Source organism: Pseudomonas sp. CH235 (assembly GCF_004368175.1).
Classification (GTDB): domain Bacteria; phylum Pseudomonadota; class Gammaproteobacteria; order Pseudomonadales; family Pseudomonadaceae; genus Aquipseudomonas; species Aquipseudomonas paraglycinae.
Map to the genome: position 1 here is coordinate 1 of NZ_RRZJ01000053.1, position 15,572 is coordinate 15,572.

The window sequence follows — 15,572 nt, forward strand, 5'->3', positions numbered from 1 at the left end:
GGCAGTTAACTGCCAGGGCGGTGCAGGTTGTATCGCTACCGCTTGATCCAAATGGGTGTCTGGCACGACTCGTTCGTAGCCAATGAAGAGGAAACGGGTTCGACGGGTTCAACCGATCAGGTTGAGTTGGAGAGCAAACCCTGCAGTTGAAAACTGCAGGGCGCGGTGGCTTTTAACCTTGACTTGAGACCGGCTAATGGGTGTCCCCTTTTGTTCGAGGCGACATAGCCGCTGCCGCAGAAAAGGCTGAGTTGAAATCTTTAACCGTAAGCGCTATAGATGATAAAACAGGATTGCCGAAAAACTACTACTGGGAGCCAGGTATGAAGTCTATTAAGGAGAAAAAATAGATGGTGATCGGAGGGTATACGCTTAGTCCTGAATACGGTAGATTACAAATACCTCTTGTTAATCAGCCGACTATGGAAGATGTTAAATCCATTATATTTGAGTATAGCAAGTTCGATGGCGTGACTTCGTTGTCTATTACCCCTGCACCTGAAGCTGGGCCTTACGAGATTAATCTTTATTCTGATTCTGGAAACTACCTTCTAATGTTAAATCAATACCTGGATGATGGGGAGCACGTCGTACGTACCCTTAATAATGCGTCAGCTGGAACACAACTGATTGACGTTTTGGGTGATTGCTATCAGGCGAGTTTGATTACAAGAGATATAGGGATTGTTATTTCTTGTTTTCAAGAGTTTTTAAGCACTGGTGATGTAAGTTCATTAGTGCTAAGTGTTTGATAGAGCAGGGGATTGATAGAAAAGGGGGGGCGATTTAATAAATCTGTCCCCTTTTGTTGGTAGAGGGGTCTTTAGTTATGATGTTTGTAATGATGGAGGATATAAGCTGGTAGCTAAGCCGGTCGTTCCTTTGCAGTTGTCGGATCTCCCAAGCCAAGTGAAACATTGTATTTTCCAATCCTCAATGCAAGCTCTTAGCATAGTTTCGCCGTTGGATATTGAGCTCAGACACAATCCTGCTAATGGAACGATTGATGCGTAAACCCCAAAACTCAATGGTTGCAGCGCTTTTCAAGTATCGCCACGGTGTGGGTGTTGCCTTGTTGGCAGCGGCACTCATAAACGGTTATTTTCAATTCAATTGCAGCTGGGGACGTTTTTTCACTGTGCTCGCGGTTCAGCTGTGGTTTGCGCAGGGGGGCTACTGCTATTTTTGCGGTGCGAGTATTTCAATTGCCCCGGGTGGATTGTGAAGAGATGCAGATCCTGAGTGGCGTGCTGCGTTGGCGGCTTTTGCCTTCTTTCTATACGCCGTATTTTTCTTTCTGGATTACCAGTATTAGCGACTGATCCGGCAGAGTCATCGTTGCCTTCATCCCTGAGCTGAACCCCAAATGAAAACGCCCCGAACATCTCGGGGCGTTTCGTATGCCGGGCGGCAGATCTATCTGAACGCCGGCACCACATGCTTGATAAACAGCTCCAGCGACTTCTTCTTCTCCGCATGCGGCAAGCTGTTGTCACACCAGAAGCTGAACTCATCCACCCCCAGTTCCTGGTAGTACTTGATCCGCGGAATGATCTCTTCCGGCGTGCCGATCATCGCCGTCTTGTGCAGGCTCTCCAGCTCAAACTCCGGACGTCCGGCAAATTTCTCTTCCGGGCTCGGGGCGAGGAAGCCGTTCACCGGCACTTCCTTGTTGCCGAACCACGCATCGAACGTGCGATAGAAACGTGAGATGGCTTTCGCGCCGACCTTCCAGCCTTCCGGATCATCCGCCGAGTGCACGTGGGTATGACGCAGCACCATCAATTGTGGACGCGGCACATCCGGGTTGTTGTCCAGCGCGGTCTGGAACTTGTTCTTCAGGTCGAGGACTTCTTCATCGCCCTTCATCAGCGGCGTGACCATCACGTTGCAGCCGTTGGCCACGGCGAAGTTGTGCGAGTCCGGGTCGCGGGCGGCGATCCACATTGGTGGGTTCGGCTTCTGAATCGGTTTCGGCACGCTGGTGGAGGTGGGGAATTTCCAGATCTCGCCGTTGTGGGCGTAGTCGCCTTGCCACAGCGCGCGCACCACCGGGACCATTTCCCGTAGCGCCTGACCGCCGCTGGAGGCGGGCATGCCGCCGGCCATGCGGTCGAATTCCACCTGATAGGCGCCTCGCGCCAGGCCGACTTCCATCCGGCCGTTGCTGATCACATCGAGCAGCGCGCATTCACCGGCGACCCGCAGCGGGTGCCAGAACGGCGCGATGATGGTGCCAGCGCCCAGGTGAATGGTGGTGGTCTTGGCCGCGAGGTAGGCCAGCAGCGGCATCGGGCTCGGCGAGATGGTGTATTCCATCGCGTGGTGTTCGCCGATCCACACGGTGCTGAAACCGCCGGCCTCGGCCATCAACGTCAGTTCGGTCAGGTCTTCGAACAGTTGACGGTGGCTGACGCTTTCGTCCCAGCGTTCCATGTGTACGAACAGGGAAAATTTCATGACGCTACCTCGAATCTCTTGTGGTCGGCCGGTCGCTTGCCGGCCTGTTTAAGTGCAATCGTGCGGATCAGGCGAAGGCGGGCAGGGCGCCCATCTTGCCGTGGCAATACACCAGCGGGCCGGCGTCCTGCTGAGGGACGATGAGGTTTTTCACCGCGCCGACCATGATCGCGTGGTCGCCGCCTTCGTATTCGCGCCACAGCTCACATTCGATGATAGCTGTCGCGTTGGCCAGGATCGGGTTGCCCAGTTCGCTCAGCGTCCACTCGATGCCCTGCGCCTTGTCCTTGCCTTTGCGGGCGAACGCGTAGGCTTCGCTCTGCTGGCCGCCGGACAACACGTGAATGGCAAAGCGTTTGTTCTTGATCAGGACGGGATAGGAGTCGGAACTGTAGTTGGGGCAGAACAGCACCAGGGCCGGATCCATCGACAGCGAACTGAAAGCGCTGGCGGTCAGGCCGACGATCTGGCCGTCGTCATCCAGGGTGGTGATGACGGTAACGCCGGACGGGAACGAGCCCATGACTTGTTTGTAGACGGCAGCATCGATCATTGGTCAATCCTCGAGTGCGGTGAAGCGTGTTTTTATGTGTTTATGGGTCTGATGGTATACCGTAATACATCGATTGCAAGCGCTTTTTTGGTGAAACGATAAACGTGGTTCATCCGTCGGAAACTCAGCATTTACGGGGCTTTGCTCTAGCCGCGGGCGCTTGCTATCAGGGAGGATGCCGGATCAGATGCCGTCGCAAACAGCGGATCAGTCTTGTGAAAATGTTGGAATACCATAATATGGTCTGCATCTGAGGGGCGGCCACGAAGCCCCCCCGGTTTGGCTTCATACAACGATAAGAACAGACCCAATCGAGTTCATTTTTATGTCCCAGATGTCCCGGCAAGATCCGTTGATCGAGAATCACACGGTCGACTACGTCCCACTCGCGGAACGCCACGGGAAGGCCCGCGACCTTTTCACCCTTTGGTTCAGCACCAACATTGCGCCACTGCCCATTGTCACCGGCGCCATGGTGGTCCAGGTGTTTCATCTCGACCTGTTCTGGGGGCTGCTGGCGATTGCGCTGGGGCACATGATCGGCGGGGTGGTGATCGCCCTGGCGTCGGCGCAAGGTCCGCGCATGGGCATTCCGCAGATGGTGCAGAGTCGTGGTCAGTTCGGGCGTTACGGCGCGCTATTGATCGTGTTCTTCGCCGCGATCATCTATATCGGCTTCTTCATTTCCAACATCGTGCTGGCCGGCAAATCCATCGTCGGCATTGCGCCGTCGGTGCCGGCGCCGTTGAGCATTCTGATCGGCGCCCTCAGCGCCACGGCCATCGGCGTGATCGGCTACAACTTCATCCACACGCTCAATCGCATCGGCACCTGGGTGATGGGCAGTGCGCTGCTAGCCGGGTTCATCTACATCTTTGCCCATGAGTTGCCGGCGGACTTCTTTACCCGTGGCAGCTTCAATCTTTCGGGATGGCTGGCGACGGTGTCCCTGGGGATCATCTGGCAGATCAGTTTCTCGCCGTACGTCTCCGACTATTCCCGTTACCTGCCGGCGGACATCGGTATCGGCAAGCCATTTATCGCGACTTATCTGGGCGCCACGCTGGGCACGATTCTGTCGTTCACCTTCGGCGCGGTGGCGGTGCTGGCAACCCCGGAAGGCACCGAGGCGATGGCAGCGGTCAAGCAGTCCACCGGTTGGCTGGGGCCGATTCTGATGGTGCTGTTCCTGCTCAACATCATCAGCCATAACGCGCTGAATCTGTATGGCGCGGTACTGTCGATCATCACCTCGATCCAGACCTTCGCCAGCCAGTGGACGCCGAGCATCAAGGTGCGGGTGATCCTGTCGAGCGTGGTGCTGGCGGGATGCTGCGTTGTAGCGCTGGGCGCGTCGGCGGATTTCATTTCCGAATTCATCGGATTAATTCTGGCGTTGCTGCTGGTGCTGGTGCCGTGGGCGTCGATCAACCTGATCGACTTCTACCTGATCAAGCGCGGCAGCTATGACATCGCCTCGATCTTCCGCGCCGACGGTGGCATTTATGGGCGCTTCAACCTGCACGCGATCATTGCCTACTTCATCGGCATTATCGTGCAGCTGCCATTCGCCAACACGTCGCTGTACGTCGGGCCGTACGCCAATCTGGTGGAAGGCGCGGACCTGTCGTGGCTGGTCGGCCTGATCGTGACATGCCCGCTGTATTACTGCCTGGCGACCCGTGGACAGACCCAGCAGAGCAGGGCGGCGCGGTTGGGTTTCACCGACTGATCCTTCGCAGGCTGCTCAAACAATGCCCGGCACTTCGCCGGGCATTGTTGTTTCCGCATCCCGGCGGTCACGTAAATTGGCCATTTCGATCCCCTTTTGGCCAACGGGCTACTGTGCCGCGTCTACGCTGTCAGGAAGAATCGAAGCCACAACAAAATGCTGCACCTTCCTTGCCCTTGGCTGATTTGCTAGCCGCTGCCGTGTACAGAACATAAAAACCATCGACTCACGCTGCATTCGGGGAAACACAACATGGTCACGATGAAACGCATTCTGGGCGCTACTGTTTTCGGGCTGACGCTGCTGGCCAGCGCCGTACAGGCCGAACAGCGCGAACTGCGGGTGTACAACTGGGCGGATTACATCCTGCCGTCGGTGCCCAAGGATTTCGCCTCCAAAAGCAACATCAAAGTGACCTGGGACACCTTCGACACCAACGAATCCCTCGAAGCCAAGCTGCTGACCGGCAACTCCGGCTATGACCTGGTGGTGCCGTCGAACCAGTTCCTCGATACCCAGATCAAGGCCGGCGTGTTCCAGAAACTCGACAAGTCCAAGTTGCCGAACTGGAGTCACCAGGACCCGGCGCTGCTCAAGCTGCTCGACGCCAACGACCCCGGCAACCAGTACGGCGTGCCCTACATGGTCGGCACGGTGCTGATCGGTTTCAACCCGGCCAAGGTCAAGGCGGCGCTCGGCGAGAATGCGCCGGTGGACAGTTGGGACCTGGTGTTCAAACCGGAGAACATGGAAAAGCTGAAATCCTGCGGCGTGGCGATGCTCGATTCGCCGTCGGAAATCCTGCCGCTGGCTCTGCACTACCTGGGCCTGGACCCGAACAGCCAGAACCCGGCCGACTATGAGAAAGCCAAGGACCTGATGCTCAAGGTTCGCCCTTACGTCACCTACTTCAACTCGGCCAAGTACATGACCGACATCGCCAACGGCGACATCTGCGTGGCCATCGGTTATTCCGGCAGCTTCTACCAATTCGGCAACCGCGCCAAAGAGGCGGGCAACGGCGTGGTGGTCGACTGGCGCCTGCCGAAGGAAGGCGCGCCGATCTGGTTCGACACCTTCGCCATTCCGAAGAGCGCGAAGAACGTCGAAGAGGCCCACGAGTTCCTCAACACCTTGCTCGATCCGAAGGTCATCGCTTCGATCAGCGACTTCCTCGGCTACCCGAATGCCAACAAGGATTCGCTGCCGCTGATCAACAAGGAAATCACCGGCAACCCGAACCTGACGCCGACCAGCGAAGCACTGAAGAAACTTTACGTGGTGCAGCCGTTGCCGCAGAAACTGGAGCGGGTGCGGACCCGGGTGTGGACCAGTATCAAGTCAGATAAATAAGCTCAAAGCCGAGGGAGCGAATCCGTTCGCTCCCTCGGCCGTTATTTCGCCTGACTTTCTTCAGGCGACTTGTCCTTCGTCAGGATCAGACTCAGCACCACCGACGCCAGAATTAGCCCGCCAACAATCGCCAGCGACCACTCCACCGGCATGTGAAACCACGGCATCACCGTCATTTTCCCGCCGATGAACACCAGCACCAGCGCCAGCCCATACTTGAGCAGATGAAAACGGTCGGCCATGTCCGCCAGCAAAAAGTACAGTGCCCGCAGCCCCATGATCGCGAAGATGTTCGAGGTGAAAATGATGAAAGGATCGGTGGTCACCGCGAAAATCGCCGGGATGCTGTCGACCGCGAACATCAGGTCGCTGGCCTCGATCAGCACCAATACCAGAAACATCGGCGTGGCCCAGCGCACACCGTTCTGCAGCACGAAAAAACGCTCGCCGTGAAAGCCGTTGGTGATCCGCAGATGCCCGCGCACCCAGCGCAGGAGCGGGTTGTTATCGAGGTCCGGTTGCTGCTCGGCGAACACCAGCATCTTGATCCCGGTGATGATCAGGAACACGCCGAACACATACAGCAGCCAGGTGAACTGCGATACCAGCCATACGCCGGCAAAGATCATCGCTGCGCGCATCACGATCGCCCCGAGCACGCCGTACAGCAGCACCCGGCGCTGCAACTCCGGCGGCACGGCGAAGTAGCTGAAGATCATCACGAAGACGAACATGTTGTCGATCGAAAGCGACTGCTCGATCAGGTAACCGGTGAGGAATTCCAGGGTCTTGACCTTGGCGATTTCGGGCCCGAATTCGCCGTTGAGATACCACCAGAGCAACCCGGCGAAGGCCATCGCCAGCATGCACCAGGCGATCACCCAGGATGAGGCTTCCCGTACCGAAACCCGATGCGCCTTGCGCCCACCGAAGACGAACAGGTCGACGGCCAGCATGGCGAGGACAAAAACGATGAAGGCGACCCACATCCAGGGTTCGCCGATGTTGATGGGGTGCATGCCGTTCTCCCTGTCTTTATGTTTTTCGGGGTAGACGGGGCCATGCTAGTAGGAGCCTTCCGACAAAGAAAAATCGTTTATTTCGTGGGTATTGTTCGTGAATAACGAAGTGTCGGACGACATGGGCAGAGCGCGGGCAATACTTCATTCAACACTTCTTTGCTAACCTCGCTGTCGAGTCAGTCCACCACTTTGGGAGCTACGATCATCGACACGCCAGATCCTCAAGCCGTCTGCAGCCCGATCACCAGCGCTGCCATATTCATCGTGGCGACCCTCAACGCCGAGGCCGAGGCCGCCGAAAAAGTCCGTGGCTGGTGCGCCGATATCGCCGGCCTGACGCGCTCGGTCGGCAAGCGCGTCCCCTCGGGAAACCTGTCCTGTGTCTGCGGATTTTCTTCCAGCGCGTGGGACCGTCTGTTCGGCAGTCCGCGCCCTGCGTCCCTGCATGACTTTCGCGAATTCGGCGTGGAAGGGCGGCGCGCCGTTTCCACGCCAGGCGACTTGCTGCTGCACATTCGCGCCGATCAAATGGACCTGTGTTTCGAACTGGCAACGCAATTGATGTCGGCGCTGGACGGCGCCGTGACGGTAACGGATGAAGTGCAGGGTTTCCGCTATTTCGACATGCGCAGCATCATCGGTTTCGTCGACGGCACGGAAAATCCGGTCGGCCGCAAAGCCGAGCATTTCACCCTCGTGGGCGATGAAGATCAGCCGTTCAGTGGCAGCAGTTACGTTTTGGTGCAGAAGTACCTGCACAACATGAAGGCGTGGAACGAATTGCCGGTCGAGGCGCAGGAGCGGGTGATCGGGCGCACCAAACTGTCCGATATCGAGCTGGATGATTCGGTCAAACCGAGCAATTCCCACAGTGCGTTGACCACCATCACCAAGGACGGCGAAGAGGTGAAAATCCTGCGCGACAACATGCCGTTCGGCCGGCCCGGCGCGGGGGAGTTCGGCACTTATTTCATTGGCTACGCGCGTTCGCCGGACCCGCTGGAACAGATGCTGGAGAACATGTTTGTCGGCAAGCCGCCGGGCAACTACGACCGGTTGCTGGACTTCAGCACGGCGGTCACCGGCAGCCTGTTCTTTGTGCCTTCGGCGGATTTACTGGAAGAGTTGGCAGAGCGATAAAAAAACGGCGGGATCAATTGATCCCGCCGTTTTGCATTTACTTGCCTGCCGCCAGCGCTGGCGTGCGTGGCGGTACCAGACGCTTGGAGCCGGTGGCCTCGAATGCCGCTGCCAGGCGCAGCAACGTCGAGTCGTCATAGGCCCGCCCGGCGAACGTCAGCCCCACCGGCATGCCGATGTCGGCCATCACGCCCATCGGCACGGTGACGGTCGGCACGCCGAGGTGGCGGATTGCGAGGTTGCCGTTGGCGACCCAGATGCCGTTGCTCCAGGCGATGTCCGCCGAAGCCGGGTTGACGTCAGCGTCGGCCGGACCCACGTCGGCGTTGGTCGGGAACAGCACAGCGTCGAGGCCGAGTTTATCCATCCAGTCTTCGAGGTCGAGCTTGCGAGTCTTCTCCAGACCGCGCAGGCCGTCCGGCAGGGTCGGGATCTGATCCCACGGCGTGATGCCGCGCTGGGCCATGCGCACGTATTCGTCCATGCCGGCAGCGAGGTCGCCTTCACGGTTGGGCAGGGTGCCCGGGTCGTGCGGGAAGATTTTCGGCCCGTCGACGTCCGCCAGTCGATTGAGTTTCGGGTCGCCGTTGGCGCGCAGGAAATCATCGAAGGCCCAGGCCGACAGGTCCCACAGTTCGTGGTGCATGAACTCTTTGGAGACGATGCCGCGATTGAACACGGTCGGCGCGCCCGGACGATCGCCTTCGCAGTTGGAGACCAGCGGGAAATCCACTTCGATCACTTCGGCACCGGCGGCTTCGAGGGCCTGACGGGCCTGTTTCCACAGATCGATCACCGAAGCGCGGGTGTTGATGCGTTGCCCGGTCGGGCCGCCGATGCCTGGCTCGTCGCTGGTGCCGGCCTCCGGGTCGGCGTTGATGTACATGCGCGGCACGCCCAGGCGTTTGCCGGCCAGTGCATCACTTTTCACGGCGAGTTCAAGGTAGGAAGCAGGGCGCACCGAGGCGACGCTCGGGATCGGCACCCAGGGTTGCAGGCGCCACAGGTCGCCACGGGTGTCGGTGTCTTCGGCGACCACCACGTCGAGGACTTCCAGCAGGTCGGCCATGGTGCGGGCGTAGGGCACCACCACGTCCATGGTCGGCGTCAGCGGCCAGTTGCCGCGTACCGAAATTACCCCGCGCGACGGGGTGTAGGCGCACAGGCCGTTGTTCGAGGCAGGGCCGCGACCGCTCGACCAGGTTTCTTCCGCCAGACCGAATGCCGAGAAGCTTGCAGCGGTGGCAGTGCCGGCACCGTTCGACGAGCCGGAAGCAAACGGTGCGGTCAGGTAGTCAGCGTTGTACGGGCTTTCAGCGCGTCCATAGACGCCACGCTGCATCCCGCCATTGGCCATCGGCGGCATGTTGGTCTTGCCCAGGCAGATCGCGCCGCCCGCACGCAGGCGCTCGATGGTGAACGCGTCGCGCTGTGCCACCAGATCGGCGAAGGCCGGGCTGCCGGACGCGGCGGTCAGGCCTTTGACCAGATAGCTGTCCTTGGCGGTGTACGGGATGCCGTCCAGCGGACCGAGGGTTTCGCCCTTGGCACGACGGGCGTCCGAGGCTTGCGCTTCTTTCAGTGCGTCGGGGTTACGCACGATCACCGCGTTCAGCGCAGTGGCGGTGTCAGGGCCGTCATAGGCGTCGATGCGCGCCAGATAGGCCTGCACCAGCTCGACCGCCGTGGTCTGGCCGGACTCGAGCGCCGCGCGCAATTGGGCAATGGAAACTTCAGTGACTTCGATCATGCTGTTACCGCCGACAGGTTCGCTAAAGGGTGGTTGATCATTGTTATCGTCGAAAGATGTCAAAGGTTCTTGATGGGCGAAACTCTACCCTGAAATTTGCCCAATGGCATGTATAAAGTCGATAAATATCGGTTAATTTCATCGGAAAAACTCTCCCGGCGTCTCGCCGAACTGTTGGCGAAACGCCGCGATAAATGCCGAGGTCGAGTCATAACCACAGGCCAAAGCCACGTCGGTGACGCGTTCGCCGCGTTCCAGCGGTGTCAGCGCACCCAACAGACGCAGGCGCTGGCGCCAGGTGCGGAAGGTCAAACCGGTGTCGCGCAGGAACAGCCGAGTCAGCGTTTTCTCGGTTACGCCGAATTTTTCGCTCCAGTGCGCCAGGGTGGTCTGCTGTTCCGGATGTTGCTCCAGGCTCTGATAGATCTGGCGCAAGCGACTGTCCTGCGGCAGTGGCAGCATCAGATCGATGGGCGGCGCCTCGGCCAGTTGATCGAGGATCACCTGAGCCAGGCGCCCGTGCGGGCCGCTCTGGTCATATTCGACAGGTATCTGACTGAAGGCCCGGATCAGCTCACGCAAAAGATCACTGACGCCGAGCACGTGACAACGCTCCGGTGCCCAACTGGCGACGCTGCAATCGATGTACAGGCTGCGCATTTCCGTGTGCGGCGAACTGAATACCCGATGCGGCATGCCCGCCGGAATCCACACCGCACGCTCCGGCGGCGCAACGAAACGACCGACGGCGGTCTGTACTTCAAGCACGCCCTGGATCGCGTAGGACAACTGCACCCACGGATGACTGTGGCGGCGGGTCAACGCGCGATTGGGCAGAGATTCGGTGCGTCCGTAGAGCGGGCGCGGCAGGCTGGGCAGCCCGGGAATGCTGCGTCTGACGCTTTTGTCGTGTCCTTTTGGCGGCATCTGTGGTTTCTTCGGCGTTAGTCGGTAATTTCCAGTCACGTTAGAGTCGCTGCCACGTACTGGCAACCCCGGATGAACAAACCATGACGCGCCCACGATTTTTGCCCGACAACTTCACCCTGACCCTGATCGGTGTGGTGCTGCTGGCCAGCTTCCTGCCCGCCAGCGGTCAGGTCGCGACCGGTTTCGGCTGGCTGACCAACATCGCCATCGCGCTGCTGTTTTTCCTGCACGGTGCCAAGCTGTCTCGCGAATCGATCATCGCTGGCGCCGGCCACTGGCGCCTGCATTTGCTGGTGTTCGGCCTGACCTTCGTCCTGTTCCCGCTACTGGGTCTGACGCTCAAACCGCTGTTGTCGCCGCTGATCGGCGATCAGCTGTACATGGGCATGCTGTACCTGTGTGCGCTGCCGGCCACGGTGCAATCGGCGATTGCCTTCACGTCGCTGGCACGGGGCAATATTCCGGCGGCGATCTGCAGCGCGGCGGCGTCCAGCCTGTTCGGGATTTTCCTCACGCCGCTGCTGGTGACGCTGCTGCTGAACGTCCACGGCGACGGCGGCTCGACCCTCGACGCAATCGTGAAAATCAGTGTGCAACTGCTGCTGCCGTTCATTGCCGGTCAGATCGCCCGTCGCTGGATCGGCGCCTGGGTCGGTCGCAACAAGAACTGGCTGAAGTTCGTCGATCAGGGCTCGATTCTGCTGGTGGTCTACGGTGCGTTCAGCGAAGCGGTGAACGAGGGCATCTGGCACCAGATTCCGGTGATCGAACTGCTGGGGCTGGTCGTGGCGTGCTGCGTCCTGCTGGCGCTTGTGCTGCTGGCGTCCACAGTGCTGGGCAAACTGTTCGGTTTCAATCTGGAAGACCGCATCACCATTCTGTTCTGCGGCTCGAAAAAGAGCCTGGCCACCGGTGTGCCGATGGCGCAGGTGTTGTTCGCCGGCAGCACGATTGGCGTGTTGATCCTGCCGCTGATGCTGTTCCATCAGATTCAGTTGATGGTTTGCGCGGTGCTGGCGCAGCGCTATGCGAAGCGGCAGGAATCGGTGCCTGAACTGATGGCCCAGGTCGATCCTTGATCTCGGCTGCCAGCGCTAGCCCGCACCGGAATACTTGACTGCCGCCGCAGCCCGCGACGGCACGTTGAGCACCCGCAACAACGACGACACATGAATCCGCACCGTGAACGGCGAAATATCCAGTTCACGGGCGATTTCCTTGTTGGTCTTGCCTTGGGCGATCAGCCGCAGCACCTCTTGCTGACGCGGGGTGAGGGCGGTACCGGTGTCCAGCGGCAGCAGGCCGGACGGGGCGAATTTCACCAGTACCTCACCTTCACGAATCGCCCGGATCGCCTGACCCATCTCCTCGGGTGCGATGTTCTTGCCGATAAAACCATCGATGCCGGCGGCCATGACGTCGCCGATCAGCGCTTCGTCATCGACCATCGACACCACGATCAGGGTGGTTCGCGGCAAACGCCGGCGCAGTTCCGCGAGCTGGCTGACACACGTCAGGCCGGGAAAACGCAGGTCGAGGATCAAGGTGTCGGGCTCATCACCGGCCGGCAGCAGGGCGAGCACGGCGTCGAGGTCGCCGGCCTCTTCGATCAGGGCTTCGGGCAGCAGACGCTGGACGGTGCGCAGCAACGCTTCGCGAAACAACGGGTGATCGTCGGCTATGATGATTCGGCACGCCATGGCGCAACCCTCCCTGGGTCTGCATTGCTCATGGCATGCACCTTAGCATCGGGCGAAGGCATTGCCTGTTGATTCGTGCGTTTATGACGACTGCTGCACAAGGACGTTCCCCCATGAAGTTCGAAAAGAACACCGAGCTTGACCAGGCCAATCTGCGCATCATCATCGCCAGCATCGCGCTGGTTTACATGGCCGTGCTCGGTTTCCTGCCGGGCCAGCGCTTCGATACCTATCTGCCGGTGGTCACTTACATTTCCCTGTTTTTGCTGGCCTCCGTCGTGCTGCGCCAGGCCATCGTGCGCTGGCCGGGACATTATCCGGCGCGGCGGATTTTCGGCATGCTTCACGATTACACCGGCACCAGTTTCGGGCTGGTGGTCGGCGGCGAGGCGGCGTTGCCCATTTATGCCGTCATGGTCTGGGTCAATCTCGGTAACGGCATGCGCTACGGCTCGCGCTACCTGGCGATCGCCACGGTGCTGGCGTTGCTGGCGCTGCTGGCGGTCTATCGGTTGACGCCGTACTGGCAGGCGCAACCGTTCATGGTGTTGATGCTGATGATCACCAGCACGGTGATTCCGGTGTATGCGCACTTGCTGCTGGAACGCACGCGCAAGGCATCGGAAGAAGCGGTTGCCGCCAACCTTGAGAGGTCGCGTTTTCTGGCCCAGGCCAGCCATGACCTGCGTCAGCCGATCCACTCCATCGGGTTGTTTACCGCGTGCCTGCGCGAGTCGCGGCTGGGCGAAGAGGAGCGGCGGCTGGTGGACAGCATCGACCGCTCGCTGCTCAACGTGTCGCAGCTGTTTCGCTCGATTCTCGATCTCTACACCCTCGACAACGGGCGGATTCTGCCCCGCTTGCAGACGCTTGAGCTGGGTGAATGGCTGGCGGATCTGATCCGCCAGAACGCCGAAGCTGCACGCTGGGCGGGTGTCGAACTGCGTTTGCGGCCTTGCGAGCACTGGGTGCGCACCGATCCGGCGTTGCTCGCGACGATGGTGCAGAACGTGCTCTCCAATTGCTTCAAATACGGCGCGCACCGGCCGGTGCTGATCGGTGTGCGCAAGCGCGGCGCGGGGGTGGCCATCGCGATCTATGACCGCGGTAACGGCATCGCCGAAGAGCATTTGCCCAAGGTGTTCGAGGAGTTTTATCGGGTGCGCCAACTGCGGGACAAGGACGTTGAAGGGGTGGGTCTGGGGCTGTCGATTGTCCGGCGTCTGGGGCAATTGATCGGTGTCGACGTCGCGATCCGCTCACGGCTGGGGCATGGCACGGCGGTGACCTTGCATGGACTGCCACTCGCGCCGCCGCAGGTGCCTGTCAATCGTGAGGAGGCACGGCAAGTCGGGCTACTTACGGGGTTGAAGGTTTGTCTGGTGGAGGATGATCGCAACGTTCTGTTGGCGACCTCGGCGTTGCTCGAACGGTGGGGCTGCGTTGTGCAGGCCGAGCTGAGCGGGCAGGGCCTGGTCACCGACTGCGACATCATCGTCGCCGACTATGACCTCGGTTCGCACAGTACCGGCATCGAGTGCATCGACGAGGTTCGCCGTCAGCGCGGTTATGCGGTCCCGGCCATGATCATCACCGGGCATGACATCGAAAAAATCCAGGCGGCCCTGCATGATCGGCAGATCGCCATTCTGTCCAAGCCGGTACGCCCGGCCGAGCTGCGCGCGACCTTGCGTGCGCTGCGCGACCGGCAGACCGAAGCGGTCAGCGCTTACACAGATAGTCTTGCGTGATGGTGGTTTGCAGGCAGTTGTACTGGCCCATGGTGCGGCAGATGTTTTTCTCCGAGCCCGATACTTCGGCGCTCTTGTAGCCCCAGACCTTGCAACGGCCTTCAGCCGTGGCCAACCCTTGAGCGGCGGAGGTTTGTCCGCTCTCGAACTGGCCCAGTTCATAGGAGACCTGGACAACGCCGTCGGTCTTGCTGCCGCCGGTGGCTTCCCATTGCTTGGGGGTGGCGCAGCCGGTCAGAACGACGGCCGCGAGGCTGAGGGTGGCGATGAGTGTTTTCATGATCGAGCAGTATCCTTTACCGGGTGAGACGAGGCGTTGGTACGGTTTTTCTGCGCCGGATTACTGGTACGGAATCGGCGATGCGCCTTTGGGCAGGCAAGACAGGGGAGGCGTCATGATGCCCATGCTAGCGACGGCCATGATTACGCCGCTGGGCTGCTCGCAGTTGTATTCGCCGGCGGCGGTGTAGGCCGTGTAGTAGGTGAGGGTGCTGTCATTGCGGACGTTGGCGATTTTGCTGACCGGTTGGCCAATGACCGTCTGGGCACGTTCTTTCATGCTGTCTTCGGTAGGTTTTACGGTCTGGCAACCGCTGGCGCCGAGGAGCAGGGCACCGAGAACCGTGATCTTGGTGAGGCTGAGGTGCAGTTTCATGGTGTTTCTTCCTTGGTGTTGTTGTTTTTCCAGGCACAACGATCCCGCGCACTGCACAGCGGCAATGTTGGGAAGCGTCGGGGGTTGCGAGGGAATATAACGCCAGGGATCGGGGTGGTCGATTAGCACAAATGTGCTAGTGCGGCGCAACCAGCGGTGGGCTGGTTGCGCCGATAGCGGTTATTGAGGGCTGTTGAACTGGTCGGAATAGCTGCCGCTCATGAGGGCGGAAGCGACCTGGTCGGAGCCGACGCCTGCGCGGGAATAGGCGAGCCGGTTGGCACCGACCTTGTCTGCGCCATCGGCGGCGAGAGCGCCTGCGCCGACGTGGTCGGAGCCGTCAGAGGCTACTGCGCCGGCGCCGACGTGGTCGGAACCGTCAGAAGCTACTGCGCCGGCGCCGACATGGTCGGAACCGTCAGAGGCGACCGCTCCAGCGCCAACATGATCGGAACCGTCAGAGGCAACGGCCCCAGCACCTACGTGATCGGCGCCGTCAGAGGCGACTGCACCTGCACCAACGTGA

General features: G+C 60.0%; 16 protein-coding genes. 7 read left to right on the top strand and 9 right to left on the bottom strand.

Annotated elements, in window-relative coordinates; genetic code table 11:
- The first annotated feature begins 350 nt into the window (after window positions 1–350).
- A complete protein-coding gene (locus EIY71_RS28055) occupies window positions 351–752 on the top strand; it encodes a hypothetical protein (RefSeq protein WP_129973429.1) in 402 nt (133 codons plus the stop codon).
- A gap of 254 nt (window positions 753–1,006) precedes the next feature.
- On the top strand, window positions 1,007–1,225 hold the full coding sequence (locus tag EIY71_RS28060) for a hypothetical protein (RefSeq protein ID WP_134023944.1): 219 nt from the start codon (window positions 1,007–1,009) through the stop codon (window positions 1,223–1,225).
- Between the two features lie 191 nt (window positions 1,226–1,416).
- Here the strand turns inward: EIY71_RS28060 and EIY71_RS28065 are convergent, their stop codons facing one another.
- Together EIY71_RS28065 and EIY71_RS28070 are read right to left on the bottom strand one after the other, a co-directional pair.
- On the bottom strand, window positions 1,417–2,460 hold the full coding sequence (locus EIY71_RS28065; protein WP_007950451.1) for an LLM class flavin-dependent oxidoreductase: 1,044 nt from the start codon (window positions 2,458–2,460) through the stop codon (window positions 1,417–1,419).
- Between the two features lie 67 nt (window positions 2,461–2,527).
- A complete protein-coding gene (locus tag EIY71_RS28070) occupies window positions 2,528–3,013 on the bottom strand; it encodes a flavin reductase family protein (protein WP_007950450.1) in 486 nt (161 codons plus the stop codon).
- A gap of 325 nt (window positions 3,014–3,338) precedes the next feature.
- Here EIY71_RS28070 and EIY71_RS28075 point away from each other — a divergent pair, with 325 nt between their 5' ends.
- Together EIY71_RS28075 and EIY71_RS28080 are read left to right on the top strand one after the other, a co-directional pair.
- The gene (locus tag EIY71_RS28075) at window positions 3,339–4,745 is read left to right on the top strand and encodes a cytosine permease (protein ID WP_134023946.1); all 1,407 of its coding nucleotides are present in this window, start codon (window positions 3,339–3,341) and stop codon (window positions 4,743–4,745) included.
- Window positions 4,746–4,997: 252 nt separating this feature from the next.
- Window positions 4,998–6,098 (top strand): polyamine ABC transporter substrate-binding protein, encoded by a 1,101-nt coding sequence (locus tag EIY71_RS28080; RefSeq protein ID WP_085746218.1) that lies wholly within the window; start codon window positions 4,998–5,000, stop codon window positions 6,096–6,098.
- Window positions 6,099–6,139: 41 nt separating this feature from the next.
- Here the strand turns inward: EIY71_RS28080 and EIY71_RS28085 are convergent, their stop codons facing one another.
- Window positions 6,140–7,117, bottom strand: coding sequence for a TerC family protein (locus EIY71_RS28085; RefSeq protein WP_085746219.1), 978 nt, complete (start codon window positions 7,115–7,117; stop codon window positions 6,140–6,142).
- A gap of 192 nt (window positions 7,118–7,309) precedes the next feature.
- Between EIY71_RS28085 and EIY71_RS28090 the strand changes: the two genes are divergently transcribed.
- A complete protein-coding gene (locus EIY71_RS28090; RefSeq protein WP_085746220.1) occupies window positions 7,310–8,260 on the top strand; it encodes a Dyp-type peroxidase in 951 nt (316 codons plus the stop codon).
- 37 nt (window positions 8,261–8,297) lie between these two features.
- Here EIY71_RS28090 and EIY71_RS28095 read toward each other — a convergent pair whose 3' ends face one another.
- Both EIY71_RS28095 and EIY71_RS28100 read right to left on the bottom strand, forming a co-directional pair.
- Window positions 8,298–10,010: an amidase gene (locus tag EIY71_RS28095; protein WP_134023948.1), complete on the bottom strand. Its 1,713-nt coding sequence runs from the start codon at window positions 10,008–10,010 to the stop codon at window positions 8,298–8,300.
- 138 nt (window positions 10,011–10,148) lie between these two features.
- Complete coding sequence (locus EIY71_RS28100; RefSeq protein ID WP_102688310.1) at window positions 10,149–10,937, bottom strand: helix-turn-helix domain-containing protein; 789 nt, start codon at window positions 10,935–10,937, stop codon at window positions 10,149–10,151.
- A gap of 83 nt (window positions 10,938–11,020) precedes the next feature.
- Here EIY71_RS28100 and EIY71_RS28105 point away from each other — a divergent pair, with 83 nt between their 5' ends.
- Complete coding sequence (locus tag EIY71_RS28105) at window positions 11,021–12,019, top strand: bile acid:sodium symporter family protein (RefSeq protein WP_102718126.1); 999 nt, start codon at window positions 11,021–11,023, stop codon at window positions 12,017–12,019.
- A gap of 15 nt (window positions 12,020–12,034) precedes the next feature.
- Here EIY71_RS28105 and EIY71_RS28110 read toward each other — a convergent pair whose 3' ends face one another.
- Complete coding sequence (locus tag EIY71_RS28110) at window positions 12,035–12,640, bottom strand: response regulator transcription factor (protein WP_134023950.1); 606 nt, start codon at window positions 12,638–12,640, stop codon at window positions 12,035–12,037.
- 113 nt (window positions 12,641–12,753) lie between these two features.
- Here EIY71_RS28110 and EIY71_RS28115 point away from each other — a divergent pair, with 113 nt between their 5' ends.
- Complete coding sequence (locus EIY71_RS28115; RefSeq protein ID WP_134023952.1) at window positions 12,754–14,391, top strand: hybrid sensor histidine kinase/response regulator; 1,638 nt, start codon at window positions 12,754–12,756, stop codon at window positions 14,389–14,391.
- Here the strand turns inward: EIY71_RS28115 and yecR are convergent.
- The 3 genes from yecR to EIY71_RS28695 form a co-directional block, all read right to left on the bottom strand.
- A complete protein-coding gene (gene yecR / locus EIY71_RS28120; protein WP_007950440.1) occupies window positions 14,363–14,671 on the bottom strand; it encodes a YecR family lipoprotein in 309 nt (102 codons plus the stop codon). The genes EIY71_RS28115 and yecR overlap by 29 nt on opposite strands.
- A 60-nt stretch (window positions 14,672–14,731) precedes the next feature.
- Window positions 14,732–15,046, bottom strand: a complete 315-nt coding sequence (locus tag EIY71_RS28125) for a hypothetical protein (RefSeq protein WP_134023954.1) — start codon at window positions 15,044–15,046, stop codon at window positions 14,732–14,734.
- A gap of 180 nt (window positions 15,047–15,226) precedes the next feature.
- Window positions 15,227–15,572: hypothetical protein (locus EIY71_RS28695; RefSeq protein WP_256661111.1), on the bottom strand; the 346-nt coding region annotated here is incomplete at its 5' end.